The 15,315-nt window shown below is 43.4% G+C and carries 15 protein-coding genes; 6 read left to right on the top strand and 9 right to left on the bottom strand.

All coding sequences use genetic code 11. The annotated features are described in order from the left end of the window. Positions 1-80 precede the first annotated feature (80 nt). Positions 81-911, bottom strand: coding sequence for a ZIP family metal transporter (locus tag B151_RS0106305; RefSeq protein ID WP_020402766.1), 831 nt, complete (start codon positions 909-911; stop codon positions 81-83). Positions 912-1,118: 207 nt separating this feature from the next. Here B151_RS0106305 and B151_RS0106295 point away from each other — a divergent pair, with 207 nt between their 5' ends. After that, a complete protein-coding gene (locus B151_RS0106295; protein ID WP_020402764.1) occupies positions 1,119-1,838 on the top strand; it encodes a hypothetical protein in 720 nt (239 codons plus the stop codon). 51 nt (positions 1,839-1,889) lie between these two features. Here the strand turns inward: B151_RS0106295 and B151_RS0106290 are convergent, their stop codons facing one another. From B151_RS0106290 to B151_RS0106280, 3 genes are all read right to left on the bottom strand, one after another. Then, positions 1,890-2,999 (bottom strand): YncE family protein, encoded by a 1,110-nt coding sequence (locus B151_RS0106290; RefSeq protein ID WP_020402763.1) that lies wholly within the window; start codon positions 2,997-2,999, stop codon positions 1,890-1,892. Positions 3,000-3,020: 21 nt separating this feature from the next. After that, the gene (locus B151_RS0106285; RefSeq protein WP_020402762.1) at positions 3,021-3,674 is read right to left on the bottom strand and encodes a sulfotransferase family 2 domain-containing protein; all 654 of its coding nucleotides are present in this window, start codon (positions 3,672-3,674) and stop codon (positions 3,021-3,023) included. Positions 3,675-3,751: 77 nt separating this feature from the next. Further along, complete coding sequence (locus B151_RS0106280) at positions 3,752-5,737, bottom strand: LVIVD repeat-containing protein (RefSeq protein WP_020402761.1); 1,986 nt, start codon at positions 5,735-5,737, stop codon at positions 3,752-3,754. A 217-nt stretch (positions 5,738-5,954) separates the two neighbouring features. Between B151_RS0106280 and gcvP the strand changes: the two genes are divergently transcribed. Then, positions 5,955-8,849, top strand: coding sequence for an aminomethyl-transferring glycine dehydrogenase (gene gcvP, locus B151_RS0106275; RefSeq protein WP_020402760.1), 2,895 nt, complete (start codon positions 5,955-5,957; stop codon positions 8,847-8,849). 185 nt (positions 8,850-9,034) lie between these two features. Here the strand turns inward: gcvP and B151_RS0106270 are convergent, their stop codons facing one another. Together B151_RS0106270 and B151_RS0106265 are read right to left on the bottom strand one after the other, a co-directional pair. Continuing rightward, positions 9,035-9,310 (bottom strand): hypothetical protein, encoded by a 276-nt coding sequence (locus B151_RS0106270; RefSeq protein WP_020402759.1) that lies wholly within the window; start codon positions 9,308-9,310, stop codon positions 9,035-9,037. 104 nt (positions 9,311-9,414) lie between these two features. Beyond that, a complete protein-coding gene (locus B151_RS0106265) occupies positions 9,415-9,858 on the bottom strand; it encodes an OsmC family protein (RefSeq protein ID WP_020402758.1) in 444 nt (147 codons plus the stop codon). Positions 9,859-10,042: 184 nt separating this feature from the next. Between B151_RS0106265 and B151_RS0106260 the strand changes: the two genes are divergently transcribed. Then, on the top strand, positions 10,043-10,858 hold the full coding sequence (locus tag B151_RS0106260; protein WP_020402757.1) for a UDP-2,3-diacylglucosamine diphosphatase: 816 nt from the start codon (positions 10,043-10,045) through the stop codon (positions 10,856-10,858). Then, a complete protein-coding gene (locus B151_RS0106255) occupies positions 10,855-11,877 on the top strand; it encodes a glycosyltransferase family protein (RefSeq protein ID WP_020402756.1) in 1,023 nt (340 codons plus the stop codon). The genes B151_RS0106260 and B151_RS0106255 overlap by 4 nt, the downstream gene beginning before the upstream one ends. Positions 11,878-11,971: 94 nt before the next feature. Here B151_RS0106255 and B151_RS0106250 read toward each other — a convergent pair whose 3' ends face one another. From B151_RS0106250 to B151_RS0106240, 3 genes are read right to left on the bottom strand one after another with little or no spacing between them, the layout of a single operon-like run. Beyond that, positions 11,972-12,496: a DinB family protein gene (locus B151_RS0106250; RefSeq protein WP_020402755.1), complete on the bottom strand. Its 525-nt coding sequence runs from the start codon at positions 12,494-12,496 to the stop codon at positions 11,972-11,974. 18 nt (positions 12,497-12,514) lie between these two features. Further along, complete coding sequence (locus B151_RS0106245; protein WP_020402754.1) at positions 12,515-13,222, bottom strand: hypothetical protein; 708 nt, start codon at positions 13,220-13,222, stop codon at positions 12,515-12,517. A 52-nt stretch (positions 13,223-13,274) separates the two neighbouring features. Beyond that, positions 13,275-14,063: a GntR family transcriptional regulator gene (locus B151_RS0106240; RefSeq protein WP_020402753.1), complete on the bottom strand. Its 789-nt coding sequence runs from the start codon at positions 14,061-14,063 to the stop codon at positions 13,275-13,277. Between the two features lie 191 nt (positions 14,064-14,254). Here B151_RS0106240 and B151_RS0106235 point away from each other — a divergent pair, with 191 nt between their 5' ends. Then, a complete protein-coding gene (locus tag B151_RS0106235) occupies positions 14,255-14,812 on the top strand; it encodes a YeeE/YedE family protein (RefSeq protein ID WP_020402752.1) in 558 nt (185 codons plus the stop codon). A gap of 17 nt (positions 14,813-14,829) precedes the next feature. Further along, positions 14,830-15,255, top strand: coding sequence for a DUF6691 family protein (locus tag B151_RS0106230; protein WP_020402751.1), 426 nt, complete (start codon positions 14,830-14,832; stop codon positions 15,253-15,255). The last annotated feature ends 60 nt before the right edge of the window (positions 15,256-15,315 follow it).

Here is a 15,315-nt window from a genome sequence, read left to right as displayed (position 1 = left end):
ACAGAAAAGATTTTACGGAAATAAAAAAGGCATAAGTCTGAACACCCTATGCCTTTTTGTGATACCGTGATTTTGGAGAATTAGCCTAAAGCTACATCCAGAACCATCATAACTACAAATCCACCCATAACTCCCAGTGTAGCCAAGTCGGTATTTCCATGTTGTTGGCTTTCCGGAATTAGTTCTTCAACCACAACATAGATCATTGCACCAGCTGCAAAGGCAAGTGCATATGGTAAAATGGGAGTGATGTAAATAACGGCTGCAGCTCCAACAACAGCAGAAACCGGTTCCACAATTGCAGAAAGCTGTCCATAATTAAAGCTTTTTAGTCGGCTTACGCCATCTCGCCGCAAAGGCATGGAAATAGCAACTCCTTCCGGAAAGTTTTGAATCCCGATACCGATTGCCAAAGCAATAGCACCAACTACAGTAGCTCCGCCGGCAATGTCGGTTCCCAGGCTGGCAGCACCAAAAAGCACGCCTATGGCCAACCCTTCCGGAATGTTATGCAAGGTTATAGCTAAAACAAGCAGTGTTGCTCGTTTCCATTTTGTTTCCATTCCTTCTGCTTCATCTCTTGGCAAGCCAATATGTAAGTGGGGCAGGTAGGCGTCGCAGATCCTGAGGAATAAACCTCCGAGGAGGAACCCAATAGCAGCTGGTATCCATCCGATCATATCTTGTGCTTCAGCCAATTCTATTCCCGGAATGATCAAGGACCAGACACTGGCTGCTATCATGACACCTGCTGCAAAGCCCATCATGCCATCAAGCAGTTTGTAGTTGATCTGTTTGGTAAAGAAAACCAATGCAGCACCGGCTGCGGTCACTCCCCATGTAAATAAGCCTCCAAGCAGCGATTGCATTATGGGGCTAAGTTCAAAAAACCAATTAGGTATTAAATCCATTTTTCTTTTTAAGATAAGAAAGTTTATTAAAACTTATAAATAAATTAGTCAAAGCTAAAAATAATTTATCCATACTCAGAACTTCAAAATCCTTGGACTGATTAATCAAGTTTGAGGCTATGAAATGCTGATTATTAATATGTAAATAAGGGAATTTAAAATAGACCTGATTTTGCATACCTTAACGGGCTATTAGGTTAATCAGATATGGAAAATCAATCCAACGCTTTTAAGGAAAAAATTACGGAAGGCTTAGTCCGAATATTTTTAAATATTGGATCGATCACCTGCGAGTCAGAAAATGATGCTCCTGATTTTGTAGATCCTATTGCGGATAGGCCCAGGCTCAAAATCCTTCCGGAATCCAATCTTTCACATCTTACCAATGTTTTTAATAAAACATACCCGGTAGAGTTAGACCGCCGCAAATCCGATGAAGAACAATTGGTTTGGAAGATGAAAGAAGAGGGGGTTTGGTTTGATATTGAAATGGATAAGGTGAAAGAGGTGTGGCTTTCGGAATTTGATTTCTATCTGGAAAGTGAGAAACCGAGATATCTGACCTATTATGTCAGGGATGTGGAACATAAAGTGCAATGGCTGCAAGTGTCTCAAAATGGAAGCGGCATCTCATCACTGAGTGAGTTTAAAAAACAATTTAAGCCTCCCAAGATAACCGGAAAGCAAAAATTTGACGGCATTGAGGTACTCAAATGCGCAGATATGCTGGGAAGAGCTATCCAAAAAATAGATTTACCGTATAAATCCGCAATGGTGAAGTTTAATACTGAAAAGGGAAGGCTTGAGCCTTTGATCATAGGGATTGCGGAAAAGTTAGGCTACACTGTGGAACCTCTTGAAAAAGAAGTAATACTTCGGGAAGAGGAAAATGGAAAAAACGTCAGCCACCTCATCTCAATGAAATAAAAAAGCCGAAATCTTTGACTTCGGCTTTATAAATATTAAAGATTGAATGAATCAATTTTCCATTTTCCAAAAGATAATTCCACCGGCTTGTTTTGACGTTTCGATCACTTCAACCCGTTTCAGTGTTTCCAGGTTTATGACATCTACGGAGCCGGGTTCGCCTCCAATCCCTTCCATGGAAATAAAAGCGAATTTGTCATCGGGAGAAATACTGACGCCATGACTTACTTTCCGGCTGTTGGGGATTTTAGCCAATTCTTTTCCGGCTTCAAGATCCCAAACACCCGTTGCCCCTTCTCCTTTGTAGGAAGCCACCAGTAATTTTCCGTCATGCGATATTTCCAGGTTATAGGGAGCTTTGCCTGTTTTCCAGCGGTTAGTGATTTTCCAGTTGTTTGTGTTGATCTCGATGAGCTCATCGGAGCCGTTGCCTGCCACATAAACCAAAGGTTTTGAAGGATGAGGATCGGCCCAGGTTGGTTTCACAATGGGACTGTGCTTCATATTTTGATGATTCATTTCAGAATGATCCATCTCCGGTTTCCTGTCGTTCATTTTGGAAAGGTTGAGCCGTTTTGCAACCTCCAGGTTTTCCGTATCAATGACTACCAATTCGTCCGTCATCATGGAAACATGATATTGCCATCTGCCGTCATCACTGATGCGTGATCCATGCGGCATGATGCCGGTCTCAACATCCTGAAGGCGCATCATGGTATTCGGTTCAACCACAGAAACCGTGCTTGGCTCCATGTCTCCATGAAGGTTGAAGTTGACCACATACAAAAGTCCGGTACTTTTGGAGATATCCATAGTGGCGGGAAACATCCCCAGTTCGACCTTGTCCACGAATTCGTTGGTGCCGGTTTCGTATTTCCAGAGGGAACCATAGGGGTAGCCATGAGCAATACTCACAAACCAGTATTTGCCATCGGGAGAAACCGTTAAGCCGTGCGGCCCTTCATTTTCTTGCGGCCAGGTTCCCACTTCAATGGTTTCAGCGATCTCACCTTGCTCGCTTTGTCCATTAAAATGGATTAAATGGACATCATCATCCGATTCGGCGGCTACGTAGAGGTAATAGTCCTGGGCCTTAAGGTGAGAAGTATTAAGCCCAATTAAAAAGACAAAAATGGTTAGCAAGGGTTTCAAAAACTTCATAAGAGTGACTTGATGAAAAAATTATGATTGTAGATGTGGGTAAAATAATTCAACATCTTTGGGGTATAATTCAAAGATTCGTTTTCGCTCTGCATCATCTAAATTGATTTCTTTTTTAGGTGATTTATTGCGATGAATTAAATCTGATTCTTTGATGGGAAGATCAATTTCATTGGCAACTTTCAGAAAATCTTCTTCAAAATTTTCGAACCGGCCAACAAAATCAATGTTCTCCAAATCAACCAACTTGTGTTGAGGAACTAAGTGGATATCTGCCTTGCCGAAATCTTTATCCTCAACCCAGTCCAAAAAAGTCTTAAAATCCTGCATTTCCTGATATTTCTGTTTGGAGAAACCAAAATAATTTCTTTTTAAAACCATTCCCTTCCAAATTGAGATAAAACGGTCGAGTGGATTTCTGACAAAAGTAAATTTAAAAAAATCGTCATACCGCTCCGGTTGATAGGAAACGGGAGAACTGTAGAGATAACCCTTTTCGGGGCTCGCATCTTTCAGCAAATGGTGAATAGTGCGGCTGGCTACCTTGTAGGTTCTGAACCAAATTGCCTTGTAGTGATAACAGTAAGAAATCGGGTAGCGTTTTTGCTTGAATGGCGTTACAAGATATTTATTAAAGTAAAAATGCTTGAGATTATTTTTTGTAAGAGGTCTCATTTTGGATGAAATAGGTAACCATCAAAAAAATTGGTAGAACAGCAAAAATTACTGTTCTACCAATTGAATATTGAATATTAATTCGTTCCTTGTTGTGCCGGTTCCAACAGCTTCACCGACCACAATCCTGAATTCCAGTCGGAAATGAAGATGTAATCTTTATATGGTTGAGGTCCCCAGGTAAAAGGGGCATTTGGGACGATGGCATCGCCGTGAGTGGGCTCGAACTTTGCAATCTCCCGGCCTTGGTCATATAAATTCCCCATAAGCTCGCCTGAGATATCTACGATGCGAAGTCCGCCGTTATAGTAGGCTACATAAAGAGTATCTCCAACAACCCAAAAGTTGTGTGTTCCTGCTTCGGGAACCTGGTATCGGGCAACTTCTTTGGGATTATCCCAGCCATCAAATTTAACAAAGTGTATCCATCCGGCAGCTGCGGCAGGGTTATTTCGGGAAGGGAGTCCATTTGGGAAAGCTTCATCCCCTGCAATTACATAAAAATCGCCGGTAGATTCACTTTTGAATGGAAAGGCTGCATGATTCCAGCCGCTGGGGTAGGTGTAGCTTCCCAATTTAACAGGATTTTCGGGGGAACCTCCGGCATCTGCCAGCTCGCTGTTCTTACTGCCAATGTCTACGGCCACGACTCCATCTCTCCAGTTGGAGGAATAAGCAATACCGTCTTCGATCCAGACATCATGTATGGAGTGTCCCGGCGTATCGAGTTCAAAACGATTAACGGTGTAAGGATTTGCAGGATCTTCAATATTGATGATATCATAACGTGTGCCATTATTGACAGCATAAACATGATTTTCATAGATAAAGGCATTGTGAACACCACCGGTTAAACCGTCATTATATTCGGTGATGACCTCAACATTGTAAGGATCAGATACATCAAGGATCACAATTCCATTCTTACGGTTGGAAGCACCTTCGCGGGTTAAAACACCGATGGTTCCATCTTCAGAGATCTTCACATCATTTACCGTTCGGGCATCCACGCGAACCGTATCAATAGGAGTTAAATTTGCCGGGTCGGTGACATCCCAGAAATAGGCATCCCCGCTGGCTCCCCACGTTCCGGTGATGGCATAATCGCGGCCATCTGTTCCTTCCCAAACCCAAAGGTCAGAAGTGTGGACATCCAATACCTTTCCGTGTCCTACTACTTCAAGTTCCCGGGCTACATTCCGCTCGCGTACCTGAATCACCTGATCGGTTACAGCATCACCGGCACGGGCAGTCAGGATGAAGGTTCCCGGAACATTGGCTACAAATTTACCTTGCTGATTGATCTGACCTTCAGCTCCTTGTCCTAAATTGTCTTCGGGCTGAGCTACAAAAGAATAAGTGATAGGCACCTCAATTGAACGTCCGTTGCTTCCTTTTGCATTTGCATTTAAGGTGATCACATCGCCGGTTCGTACCGAGGTTTCTGTATTAGCGATCACAATTTCTGAAGCAGGATTTTTCTTGACAGTTACCGAAAGCTCCGTCGATTTTCCTTCTGAAGAAGCGGTTATCGTGGCTTTTCCGGGCTTCAAAGCTAAGAGTTTCCCATGACTTATCATGGCAACCGAGGGGTTGCTGCTCTTGAACGTTAAGCTTGGATTTTCCCGGATAAGATCCATTTCATCGATCACATCCACATTAAGATCATAAGTTGTCTTTGAGTAAAAGTTATCGGGAATGTTCTTGAACTCTAAACTGGCAATTGGTGGAAATGGAACCTGAACTTCAAATCGTTTCATGACTCGTTGATCTCTGGGACCCGACCGAAGTGCGAGCACAGAATACGTTCCGGGTTTATTGGCTTTGACGAATCCTTCGCGGCTAACTTCAAGATCGTAGCCATTTCTGGAATAGAAAAGAATGGTATCGGGCAGGACTTTTTCCCCATCCATTAAGGTGGCTTTAAGTTGAATTTCTTCACCGACCTTGACCGTGACCGGATCCGGTTCGATGCTAATAGTTAATGTACTTGTATTTTGTGCAAAGAGGTTGCCTGTGGCAAGTACAAAGACCACAGCCATTAATTTGACAGCTTTTCCCATGATGGTATTTTTGATTAGCGGATATAGGATTTTGTAAAGACCTGTAATAAATCAAAAAAATCTGAGAAACTGAATTATTTGTAGCCCTCATAACTCTCTTTTTGAGTTGATTTTTCCTTATTTTACAGATACAGTTTTCAAAGGATATCTTTCCGAAATGGACAGCCGGTATTCTGTGTTCCAATCCAAAAAGAAAAACCCTCATTTTCAGTCTTAAATGAACATTAATTTCGATCAAGAAGTATTTGCTCATCGCCACAACGGACCCAATTCTGAATCAATTAAAAAAATGCTGGAGGTTATCAAGGCCGACTCACTCGATAAACTGATCGATGAGACCATCCCGGAAGGTATCCGCCTTGAAAAACCGCTGGAACTTCCGGATTCACTAAGTGAAGCCGACTTTTTAGCTGAATTCAAAAAGCTGGCTTCCAGGAATAAGATCTTCAAATCCTTTATTGGAATGGGGTATTATGATACGCTGATGCCCAATGTCATCAAGCGGAATATCCTGGAAAATCCGGGTTGGTACACAGCATACACGCCATACCAGGCTGAAATCGCCCAGGGACGGCTTGAAGCGCTGATCAACTTTCAAACCGTTGTTTCTGATCTTACCGGCATGGAACTTGCGAATGCCTCTTTACTGGATGAGGGAACAGCTGCAGCTGAAGCAATGAGCATGTTGTACGGACAGCGAAAAGGCAAAAAGCGTAAAGAAGCGGATGTATTTTTTGTATCTGAATGGTGTCATCCGCAAACCATTGAAGTGCTGCAAACCCGGGCCGAACCCATTGGAGTAGAGATCCGGGTTGGAGATCATAAAGATCTGGATGTAACCGATCCCAACTTATTTGGAATGTTACTGCAATACCCTGCAACCGACGGAACGGTGGAAGACTATACCGATCTTATAGCAGCCGCTCATGAAAATGATGTGTTTGCTGTAGTGGCGGCAGATCTTTTAGCATTGACACTTTTGAAAGCACCTGGCGAAATGGGAGCCGATGTTGTGGTAGGATCATCACAACGATTCGGAGTGCCGATGGGGTATGGAGGACCGCATGCCGCTTTCTTTGCTACCCAAGAAAAATTCCAGCGTAAAATTCCCGGCCGCATCATTGGGGTAACGCAAGATGCTGAAGGCAAACCGGCGTACCGAATGGCGCTTCAAACACGTGAGCAGCATATTCGACGTGAGAAAGCGACTTCCAATATTTGTACAGCCCAGGTTTTATTGGCGGTGATCGCAGGAATGTATGCGGTTTATCATGGTCCGGAAGGATTAAAGAAAATTGCTTCTAAAGTACATGGCTTGACCAAGCTGACAAAAGCCGGTTTGGAAAAAATGGGTGTAGAAGTTGAGACCGATATATTCTTTGATACCATCACGGTGAAAGCTGATGCATCCAAAGTTCGGAAAGTGGCTGAGCAGCACGAAGTAAATTTCAGATATGCAGATGATAAAACTATTGGAATTTCTTTTGATGAAGCCAAAAACCTGGAAGATGCCGGGCTCATTCTGAATATTTTTGCGGAAGCACTTGGGAGTGAAAAAGAGTTTGATATTTCTGCCGAAGCAGAAAGTATACAGGTTGAATTCCCTGATAACCTGGCAAGAATGTCTGAGTACATGGATCACGAAGTATTTCATCTGTATCACTCAGAACATGAGATGCTTCGCTATATGAAGCGATTGGAGAACAAGGATCTTTCATTGGTGCACTCTATGATATCGCTGGGATCTTGTACTATGAAATTGAATGCCACAGCGGAGATGATTCCGGTAACGTGGCCTGAATTTGGGCAAATCCATCCCTTTGTTCCCCGAGAACAAGCTGAAGGGTACACCCAATTGTTTGATGAACTCAGCGATCAGCTTTGTGAGATCACCGGTTTTGCGGGAATGTCGCTGCAGCCGAATTCCGGAGCTCAAGGAGAATATGCCGGATTGATGACGATTCGTGCCTACCACAAAGCCAATGGTGATGATCACCGAAATGTAGCATTGATCCCATCCTCGGCTCACGGAACCAATCCCGCCAGTGCGGTCATGGCCGGTATGGATGTAGTGGTTGTGGATACCGATTCCCACGGAAATATTTCCAGTGATGATTTAGCCGCCAAAGCTGAAAAATACAGCGATCGCCTGGCTGCCTTGATGATCACCTATCCATCAACCCACGGTGTGTTTGAGCACAAAGTGAAGGCATTCTGCGAGATCATCCACAAGCATGGCGGACAAGTGTACATGGATGGTGCCAATATGAATGCTCAGGTTGGTCTTACAAGTCCCGGTGAAATTGGGGCGGATGTTTGTCACCTGAACCTTCATAAAACTTTCTGTATTCCTCATGGTGGCGGAGGTCCCGGAATGGGGCCTATCGGAGTTGCGGAACATTTAGTACCGTTTTTACCCTCTCATTCGGTTGTAAAAATGGGTGGTGAAAAAGGGGTGACTGCGATCTCGGCAGCGCCATGGGGAAGTGCAAGCATTCTCACCATCTCTTACGCTTACATTCGCATGATGGGAGGCAATGGGCTGACCGATGCGACGAAATATGCGATTCTGAATGCGAATTATCTCAAAGACCGGCTGAAAGATCATTATGAAATTCTGTACACCGGAAAAACCGGTCGTTCTGCACATGAGTTTATTGTGGATCTTCGTCCGTTTAAGCAATCTGCCGGCATTGAATCGGTTGATGTGGCCAAGCGACTGATGGATTATGGCTTCCATGCGCCTACTATGAGTTTCCCTGTGCCGGGTACATTAATGATCGAGCCAACGGAAAGTGAGTCCATCGAAGAACTCGATCGTTTTTGTGAGGCTATGATCTCTATCCGAAAAGAAATTCAGGAAATCGAAGACGGAAAAGCTGATAAAGAAGACAACGTGCTCAAAAACGCTCCTCACACCCAGCGTGTAATGGTAGCAGATGAGTGGACTCGCAGCTATTCCCGAGAAAAAGGCGCGTTTCCGCTGGAAGATCTTAAATTCAACAAATTCTGGCCGTCCGTTTCTCGTGTGGATGATGCTTATGGCGACCGAAATCTTGTTTGCTCCTGCATTCCCATGGAAGCGTATGAAGAAGGGATTGAAGCCGTTTAGAACATCGAACAAAGAGCATCGAATATCCAATGTAGAACGTTATTCCCTCGATGTTGGATATTCCTTGTTCGATGTTACCTCGCTCTGCGTTGGAGTGAAAAGGTTGAATGCGATTTTGAAACTCTAAAAAAATTGTACAAAATCCCGGTAAGAACGTTAAATGTTCGAAGTTCCTTGTTGGATGTTCATTCCTTCCATTCCGTCGGATCAAACCACCAGTATCCTTCGCGGGCATAATTTTTTCGGGTAAGGAAGTCGCGGAGTTCTGCATCCTGCAGATGCTCGTTGCGGGCAAGGGCTTTTCGGAATTCAGCCCACAATTCAGGATGGTCACCTAAAGACGGGCCATTGAACATAAGTTGGTAGAAGTCATTTTCAAGAGAATTTCGGGAGCGGCCGGGCTTCCATGTTTGAGCTTCAAAGATGGCATTATTCAAGATGCGCAGGGCTTCAGACTTCATAAGCGTGAGATTTGAGATCAGAAAATGATGTCGGAATATGAAGAACTCGATTGAAAATGGAAAATCGTTTATTCGGGCTATTCAATAATATGCAAAACGGATATCTACCTGTTGCTTAGGGAACTGCTTATGGAAATATCACTCTCCAATGTGCGGTGAACGGGACATTTTTTGGAAATATCCAACAGCTTATCTAACTGTTCTTGAGAAAGATCTCCTTTAATGATCAATTCCTTTTCGATATGATCGATCTTGCTTTTAGGGTCTTCGCACTCAGCGCAATCTTTGGCGTGACGTTTGTTATGGCGAAGCTCCAGGTACATATCCTCAATTACCCAGCCTTTTCTACGAGCATACATTTTAACGGTCATCAGGGTACAGGAACCGAGTCCCATTAACAGATAATCGTAAGGGTCGGGGCCGGAATCTTGTCCGCCTTGAACGCTTTCCGGTTCATCAGCAATCAATTCATGTTTACCGGCAGTTAAGGTTGTTTTGAAAACTTCATTTTCGGGCAGGTGTACGTGGACGATCTTTTGCTCACTCATGGAAATTCAAGATTTAAGATTTAAGATGGGGGATTTATAACTGTATAATAATTTTTCATTTTGAATCTTTCATTTTTAATTCTGGCAATAAGATTAGGCAGAATACTGATAATGAAATAGTAACAGTTCAGATATGCTTACATAACATCAGAAGGAGATCTTTAGCCAAAAATCATCTAAGGCTATGAAGCGACCTCTCGATACCGTTGTTTTATCTGATATCCATCTTGGAACGGTTGGATGCCATGCGGTTGAACTGGTACAATATCTCAATTCCATTGATCCAAAGCGAGTCATCCTGAATGGGGATTTCATCGACATGTGGAATTTTAAAAAATATTACTGGCCCGAAGCGCACATGCATGTCATCCGAACACTCATCACCATGATGACCAACGGCACCGATATTTACTACCTGACAGGCAATCATGACGAGACCTTACGGAAAATTTCCAGCCTGCAGCTCGGGCCGCTTTTCATCCGCGATAAACTGGTATTGGAGATGAACGGAGAAAAGGTATGGTTCTTTCACGGAGATATTTTCGACATCACCATGAAGCACAGCAAGTGGGTGGCCAAATTGGGAGGAAAAGGCTACGAACTTTTGATTTTGCTGAACCGTTGGATGAATGCCATCTCCGAAAAAATGGGATATGGAAAATTTTCCCTTTCCAAAAAGATCAAAGACAGCGTAAAGCAGGCCGTAAATTTCATTGATGATTTTGAGGTGACAGCCATGGAACTGGCCATCGAAGAGGGGTACGATTATGTGGTTTGCGGGCACATCCATCAACCCAAAATACGCGGATTTGAAAACGAAAAAGGCTCGGTAATATATCTTAACTCCGGCGACTGGGTAGAAAATCTAACCTGCCTGGAATATGACGGTCAAGAGTGGAATTTGTACCGCTACAGTGAGGATATGGTACTTCAGGAAAATCCCCGGATCAATACCCTCATGAAGAGCCACACCTTCGATCAAAAAGTAATGATCGGATGAAAATACTGTATGGCATACAGGGCACAGGTCATGGCCATATCAGCCGTGCGCGAGTGGTGTTGCCAAAGCTTAGGGAACATGCCGAAGTGGATGTGCTCATCAGCGGGTATAATTTTAAAATGAATATTGATGGCCCCGTTGATTTCAAAGCCCGTGGAATGAGCCTCGCTTACGATAATAAAGGCAGCATAGACTTTTTAGATACGGCTTTGAATCTACACCCGGTTGAGTTCATTCAAGATATTCAAAAGCTGCCTGTTGATGAGTACGATTTTGTTGTCAATGATTTTGAACCGGTTACGGCCTGGGCTGCAAAAGGAGCAGGAATTCCCTGTGTTGCCATTAGCCATCAGTGCTCCTTCTTATCTGAAAAAACACCTCGTCCGCCTAAAAGATCATTGCTTGCTGAATCGGTAATAAGGCATTTTGCTCCATGCACCACTGCTGTTGGTTCACACTATATGCGTTATGATGATTTCATTGAGCCACCGATCATCCGCCGGCAGATTCGGGAACTGAATCCTGTGAGTGGAGATCATGTGACTGTTTACCTGCCTGCTTTCGATCACGAAACGTTATGTTCAATCTTCAGTCAGGTTAAGAAAACAGAATGGCATATTTTTTCACCAACTTGTGATGAGGTTTATGTAAGAGGTAATGTTCGGGTACATCCGGTAGGGAAAGATACTTTTTTGGACAGCATTGAAAATTGTCTGGGTATTGTTTCTGCGTCGGGATTTGAGACTACCTCGGAAACCATGTTTTTAGGAAAGAAGTTACTTACGATCCCAATCAAAAATCAGTATGAACAGCTTTGTAATGCAGCTGCTTTGGAAGTCCTTGGGGGAGAAGTTGTCTACAAAATTGATCCTGATTTCATCCATATCCTTTCGAGATGGATAGACGAAGGAAAGGAGCTGGAACTACCGGAAATTTCAGATGAGGATGTGTTGGCACATAAAATAATGAATGCAGGTTTGGGAAAGTCGGATCCGGTTAAAGACGGTGTTCCAGCGTAGCTGACGCACATCCCTCTGTTTTGATGCTGAGGCAACCAAGCGGTCTCCCTTCAAAGGGAGATGTGAGATGCCTGAATCAAGACTCAAAGCCTTCTTACAAATATTTCTCCCGAATAACCTGCATGTGGTGCAGCTCATGCCCGGCAATGATGAAGGGGAGCGAGCGAACGGTAAACTCTGCATTGCTGGCAATCCCTTTTAATGAAACCATTTCTTTAGTCATATTCTGGAACAAGTGGGTAGTAGCGATGCGTACTGCCAGGTATTCATTTGCGAGGTTGCTGATCGTCCGGCTGTTGTAATTGGAATATTTTACATAGTCATCTTGCTCCATGGGCGGAAGCGGATTGGGATCCCGCCGGGAAAAGGCAAGTGCCCGGTAAGAAAATACACGTTCGGTTTCGATCAGGTGACCGATGATCTGCTTGATCGTCCATTTTCCTTTTTCGTAAGAATGATAAGCTTTATCCCCGGGAATAGAATTGATGAAGGTGTAAGTGTCGTGCATCTGTTCCTTCAGTGTTTCAATGATATTCGCTTTAGGCACATTGGCCACATATCCTGCATAATAATGCGCATACTCTGAACTTGATGGATACTCATTGTCCCAAACCGACATCACTGACCTCCTTAATGATTATTCGTTCACGGTAAGTTCTTTGGTGATCCCGGTGCTCGCTTTTTGCCCGTTGGCATACGAGTCTACTTTGAAGGCATAGGTAACACCGGAAACTGTTTGCCAGTCACTGTACTGCACTTCAACATCAATTTCCTGTCCGGTCTGTTGGTTAAACTGTGCATAAGTGATCTTCGCAGGTAGCCCGCTTTGGGTATTGATATAATAAGTAACCGGAACCGTGAGGCCGATCTTGATTTTAGCATGTTCTGCATCATCAATAGTCTCGGTTCCTGAATATTCTGCATCCAGAGAATCCTTATTTAAGGCGATATACAGATAATTTCTCTGGGTTTCGGTACGTATTTGTGCCATTTGAGCATCTGAGAGGGGGATTTCTTGTCCACCCATTTTATTCACCCCTTTACCGTCTTCTATCACCACCTCAACAGTACCCTGTGGAGTTTGTAATTTTGCCCGCTGGTCTCCGGTCTCGAAATTCACCGTGGTGGTTCCGGAAATCTTAACTTCTCCCATGGGAGACATGATGGTTTGTTCGACCTCTGCTGTGATCTGTTCTACATTAGTGCCTTCCTCAATAATGGCATTTTTCATTTTGTTGAGCCATTTGTCTGCATTCTCCTGGGCCAGAATTTGAGACGGCAAGGCAAAACAGAATCCAAATAACAAAAGTGTAAAGAGTTGGCGTAAGTAACTTGATTTCCCCATAATAATATTTGTTGTATTCATGTAAATTGAAGGCAAGATGATGCTTTTATGTCTATTTCACAAACTCAGGTATGAATTCTTTTAGTGGCAATCCTTCTTTGGATGAGGCTTCCTCTGAATCTTCATTTCGGGATAATTCGATCACATAAGAAACATGATCGGGGTTATAATACCTCTTTTGGAAATACACTTTTTTATCCCCGGTTGTCCGGGAGCAACGATCGATCTCCAGCAAGGCATCTCCTTTCTCCATCTGCAAATGTCCGGCCAGGTACTCATCGGCATTGATGGCAGTAAGCCGATAACTTCCGGCAAGTATCGGGATCTCATACTTTTCTTCAATGATATCATAAATGGTTTGCGTAGTCAGGTTCTCATCAAATAATAATTGTCCGTAACCCGGAGGCAGCCAGGTGATATCAAATGCAACCGGTGTACCGCTTCCCAATCGAACCCGGTCAACTCGAATGAGCTTCATATCGGGTCGGATCCCAAGGATCTCGTTGACCTCTTTTATCGGGTCTACCTTTTGTAAGGATATGAGCCTGGAACTGCTTTTTAAACCCGCAAGCCGCATATCTTCGGAGAAATCTGTAAGGTGTACCAGATTACTTTTATATGTTTGATCACTTACAAAAGCTCCGACACCCTGTTTTCGGTAGATCAATCCGTCATTCTCCAGGTTTTGTAAAGCATGCCTTACGGTGACACGGCTTACCTTGAAGTAGTCACACAATCTTTTTTCGGAAGGAAGTTTTTCTCCTGATTCGTAATATCCGCCGGTGATCTCTTTGCGTAAATGCTTCTCTACTTTTTCGTGTTTTGATACGTGTTGTTCCATGATTCAGAATCTATACTTTGCAAAATGATCGTTTGTAAATAACAACTTCATTTTTGCTAATTATTTAGGTCAATGCCAAAATCTTTATAAAAGCAGGTTTTAATATACTTGTTATAACATGTTGTTACAAATTAAAAAACTCTGGTATCATTGAACCGAAGAAAAAATAAGAACGAAAACTATTCATAAAGATGGACATACTTTCACAACCTATGCCCTGGTACATTGCGGGTCCGATTATTGGACTTACCGTTCCGGTGCTTTTGCTGCTTGGCGGTAAGATGTTTGGTGTATCTGCAAACCTTCGACATACTTGTGCTGCCTGTAATTTTGGAAACATTGAGTTTTTCAATTACGACTGGAAAAAAGCCGGTTCCTGGAACCTGGTCTTTTTAGTGGGTTCTATTATAGGAGGATTCTTAGGCGGATATATATTCGCAAATCCGGAACCCATAAACCTGGCTTCTTCAACAATAACAGATCTGAAAGCATTAGGGATCAATGATTTTAGCGGAATGGTTCCGACCGACCTCATTTCTTGGGATGTGATCGGAACACCGGCCGGTCTTACAGTGATGGTTCTGGGAGGATTCTTGGTGGGTTTTGGTGCTCGTTATGCCGGTGGATGTACGTCCGGACATGCGATCTCTGGCCTGTCTGATTTGCAGCTCGCCTCACTGGTGGCCGTGATCGGCTTCTTTATCGGTGGCCTGCTGATGACGTATCTCATTTATCCTCTCATTCTTTAATTAAATAAGGCAGAACAATGAAATTTTTAGAATATCTCAAATATTTATTGATAGGAACTGCTTTCGGATTCATTTTGGTGAAATCCGAGGTCGTGTCCTGGTTTCGAATTCAGGAAATGTTTCGGTTTGATTCATTTCATATGTACGGAATTATCGGGCTTGCTGTAGTGGTAGGCATTATTTCCGTTCAGATCATTAAGAGAAATAACATTACGGACACAAAAGGAAATCCCATCACCATCCCGCCAAAAGATGCTACTCAATGGAAGCGTTATATAATAGGCGGAAGCATGTTCGGACTTGGCTGGGCGCTTTTAGGTGCTTGCCCCGGCCCAATGTTTGCGCTGCTTGGAAGCGGAATTACGGTGATGATCATCCCTATTTTGTCAGCAATAGCAGGAACGTACGTCTATGGTATGCTTAGAGACTCTTTACCTCATTAATGAAGAAAGACTCAGAATTCAGGACTCAGAACTCAGAAAGGAGCATTCTGAATCCTGATT

The organism is Gracilimonas tropica DSM 19535 (assembly GCF_000375425.1).
Taxonomy (GTDB): Bacteria; Bacteroidota; Rhodothermia; order Balneolales; family Balneolaceae; genus Gracilimonas; species Gracilimonas tropica.
The sequence above is the reverse complement of the archived record's forward strand: the minus strand, read 5'-3'. Positions and strand labels throughout refer to the sequence as shown.

Bases quoted from the DNA above. Each gene is read 5' to 3' on its own strand.
- B151_RS0106260 (WP_020402757.1), top strand. From the start codon at position 10,043: ATGAAGCGACCTCTCGATACCGTTGTTTTATCTGATATCCATCTTGGA.
- B151_RS0106290 (WP_020402763.1), bottom strand. From the start codon at position 2,999: ATGAAGTTTTTGAAACCCTTGCTAACCATTTTTGTCTTTTTAATTGGG.
- B151_RS0106285 (WP_020402762.1), bottom strand. From the start codon at position 3,674: ATGAGACCTCTTACAAAAAATAATCTCAAGCATTTTTACTTTAATAAA.
- B151_RS0106270 (WP_020402759.1), bottom strand. From the start codon at position 9,310: ATGAAGTCTGAAGCCCTGCGCATCTTGAATAATGCCATCTTTGAAGCT.
- B151_RS0106265 (WP_020402758.1), bottom strand. From the start codon at position 9,858: ATGAGTGAGCAAAAGATCGTCCACGTACACCTGCCCGAAAATGAAGTT.
- B151_RS0106245 (WP_020402754.1), bottom strand. From the start codon at position 13,222: ATGGGGAAATCAAGTTACTTACGCCAACTCTTTACACTTTTGTTATTT.
- B151_RS0106255 (WP_020402756.1), top strand. From the start codon at position 10,855: ATGAAAATACTGTATGGCATACAGGGCACAGGTCATGGCCATATCAGC.
- B151_RS0106230 (WP_020402751.1), top strand. From the start codon at position 14,830: ATGAAATTTTTAGAATATCTCAAATATTTATTGATAGGAACTGCTTTC.
- B151_RS0106240 (WP_020402753.1), bottom strand. From the start codon at position 14,063: ATGGAACAACACGTATCAAAACACGAAAAAGTAGAGAAGCATTTACGC.
- gcvP (WP_020402760.1), top strand. From the start codon at position 5,955: ATGAACATTAATTTCGATCAAGAAGTATTTGCTCATCGCCACAACGGA.
- B151_RS0106280 (WP_020402761.1), bottom strand. From the start codon at position 5,737: ATGGGAAAAGCTGTCAAATTAATGGCTGTGGTCTTTGTACTTGCCACA.
- B151_RS0106250 (WP_020402755.1), bottom strand. From the start codon at position 12,496: ATGTCGGTTTGGGACAATGAGTATCCATCAAGTTCAGAGTATGCGCAT.
- B151_RS0106295 (WP_020402764.1), top strand. From the start codon at position 1,119: ATGGAAAATCAATCCAACGCTTTTAAGGAAAAAATTACGGAAGGCTTA.
- B151_RS0106235 (WP_020402752.1), top strand. From the start codon at position 14,255: ATGGACATACTTTCACAACCTATGCCCTGGTACATTGCGGGTCCGATT.
- B151_RS0106305 (WP_020402766.1), bottom strand. From the start codon at position 911: ATGGATTTAATACCTAATTGGTTTTTTGAACTTAGCCCCATAATGCAA.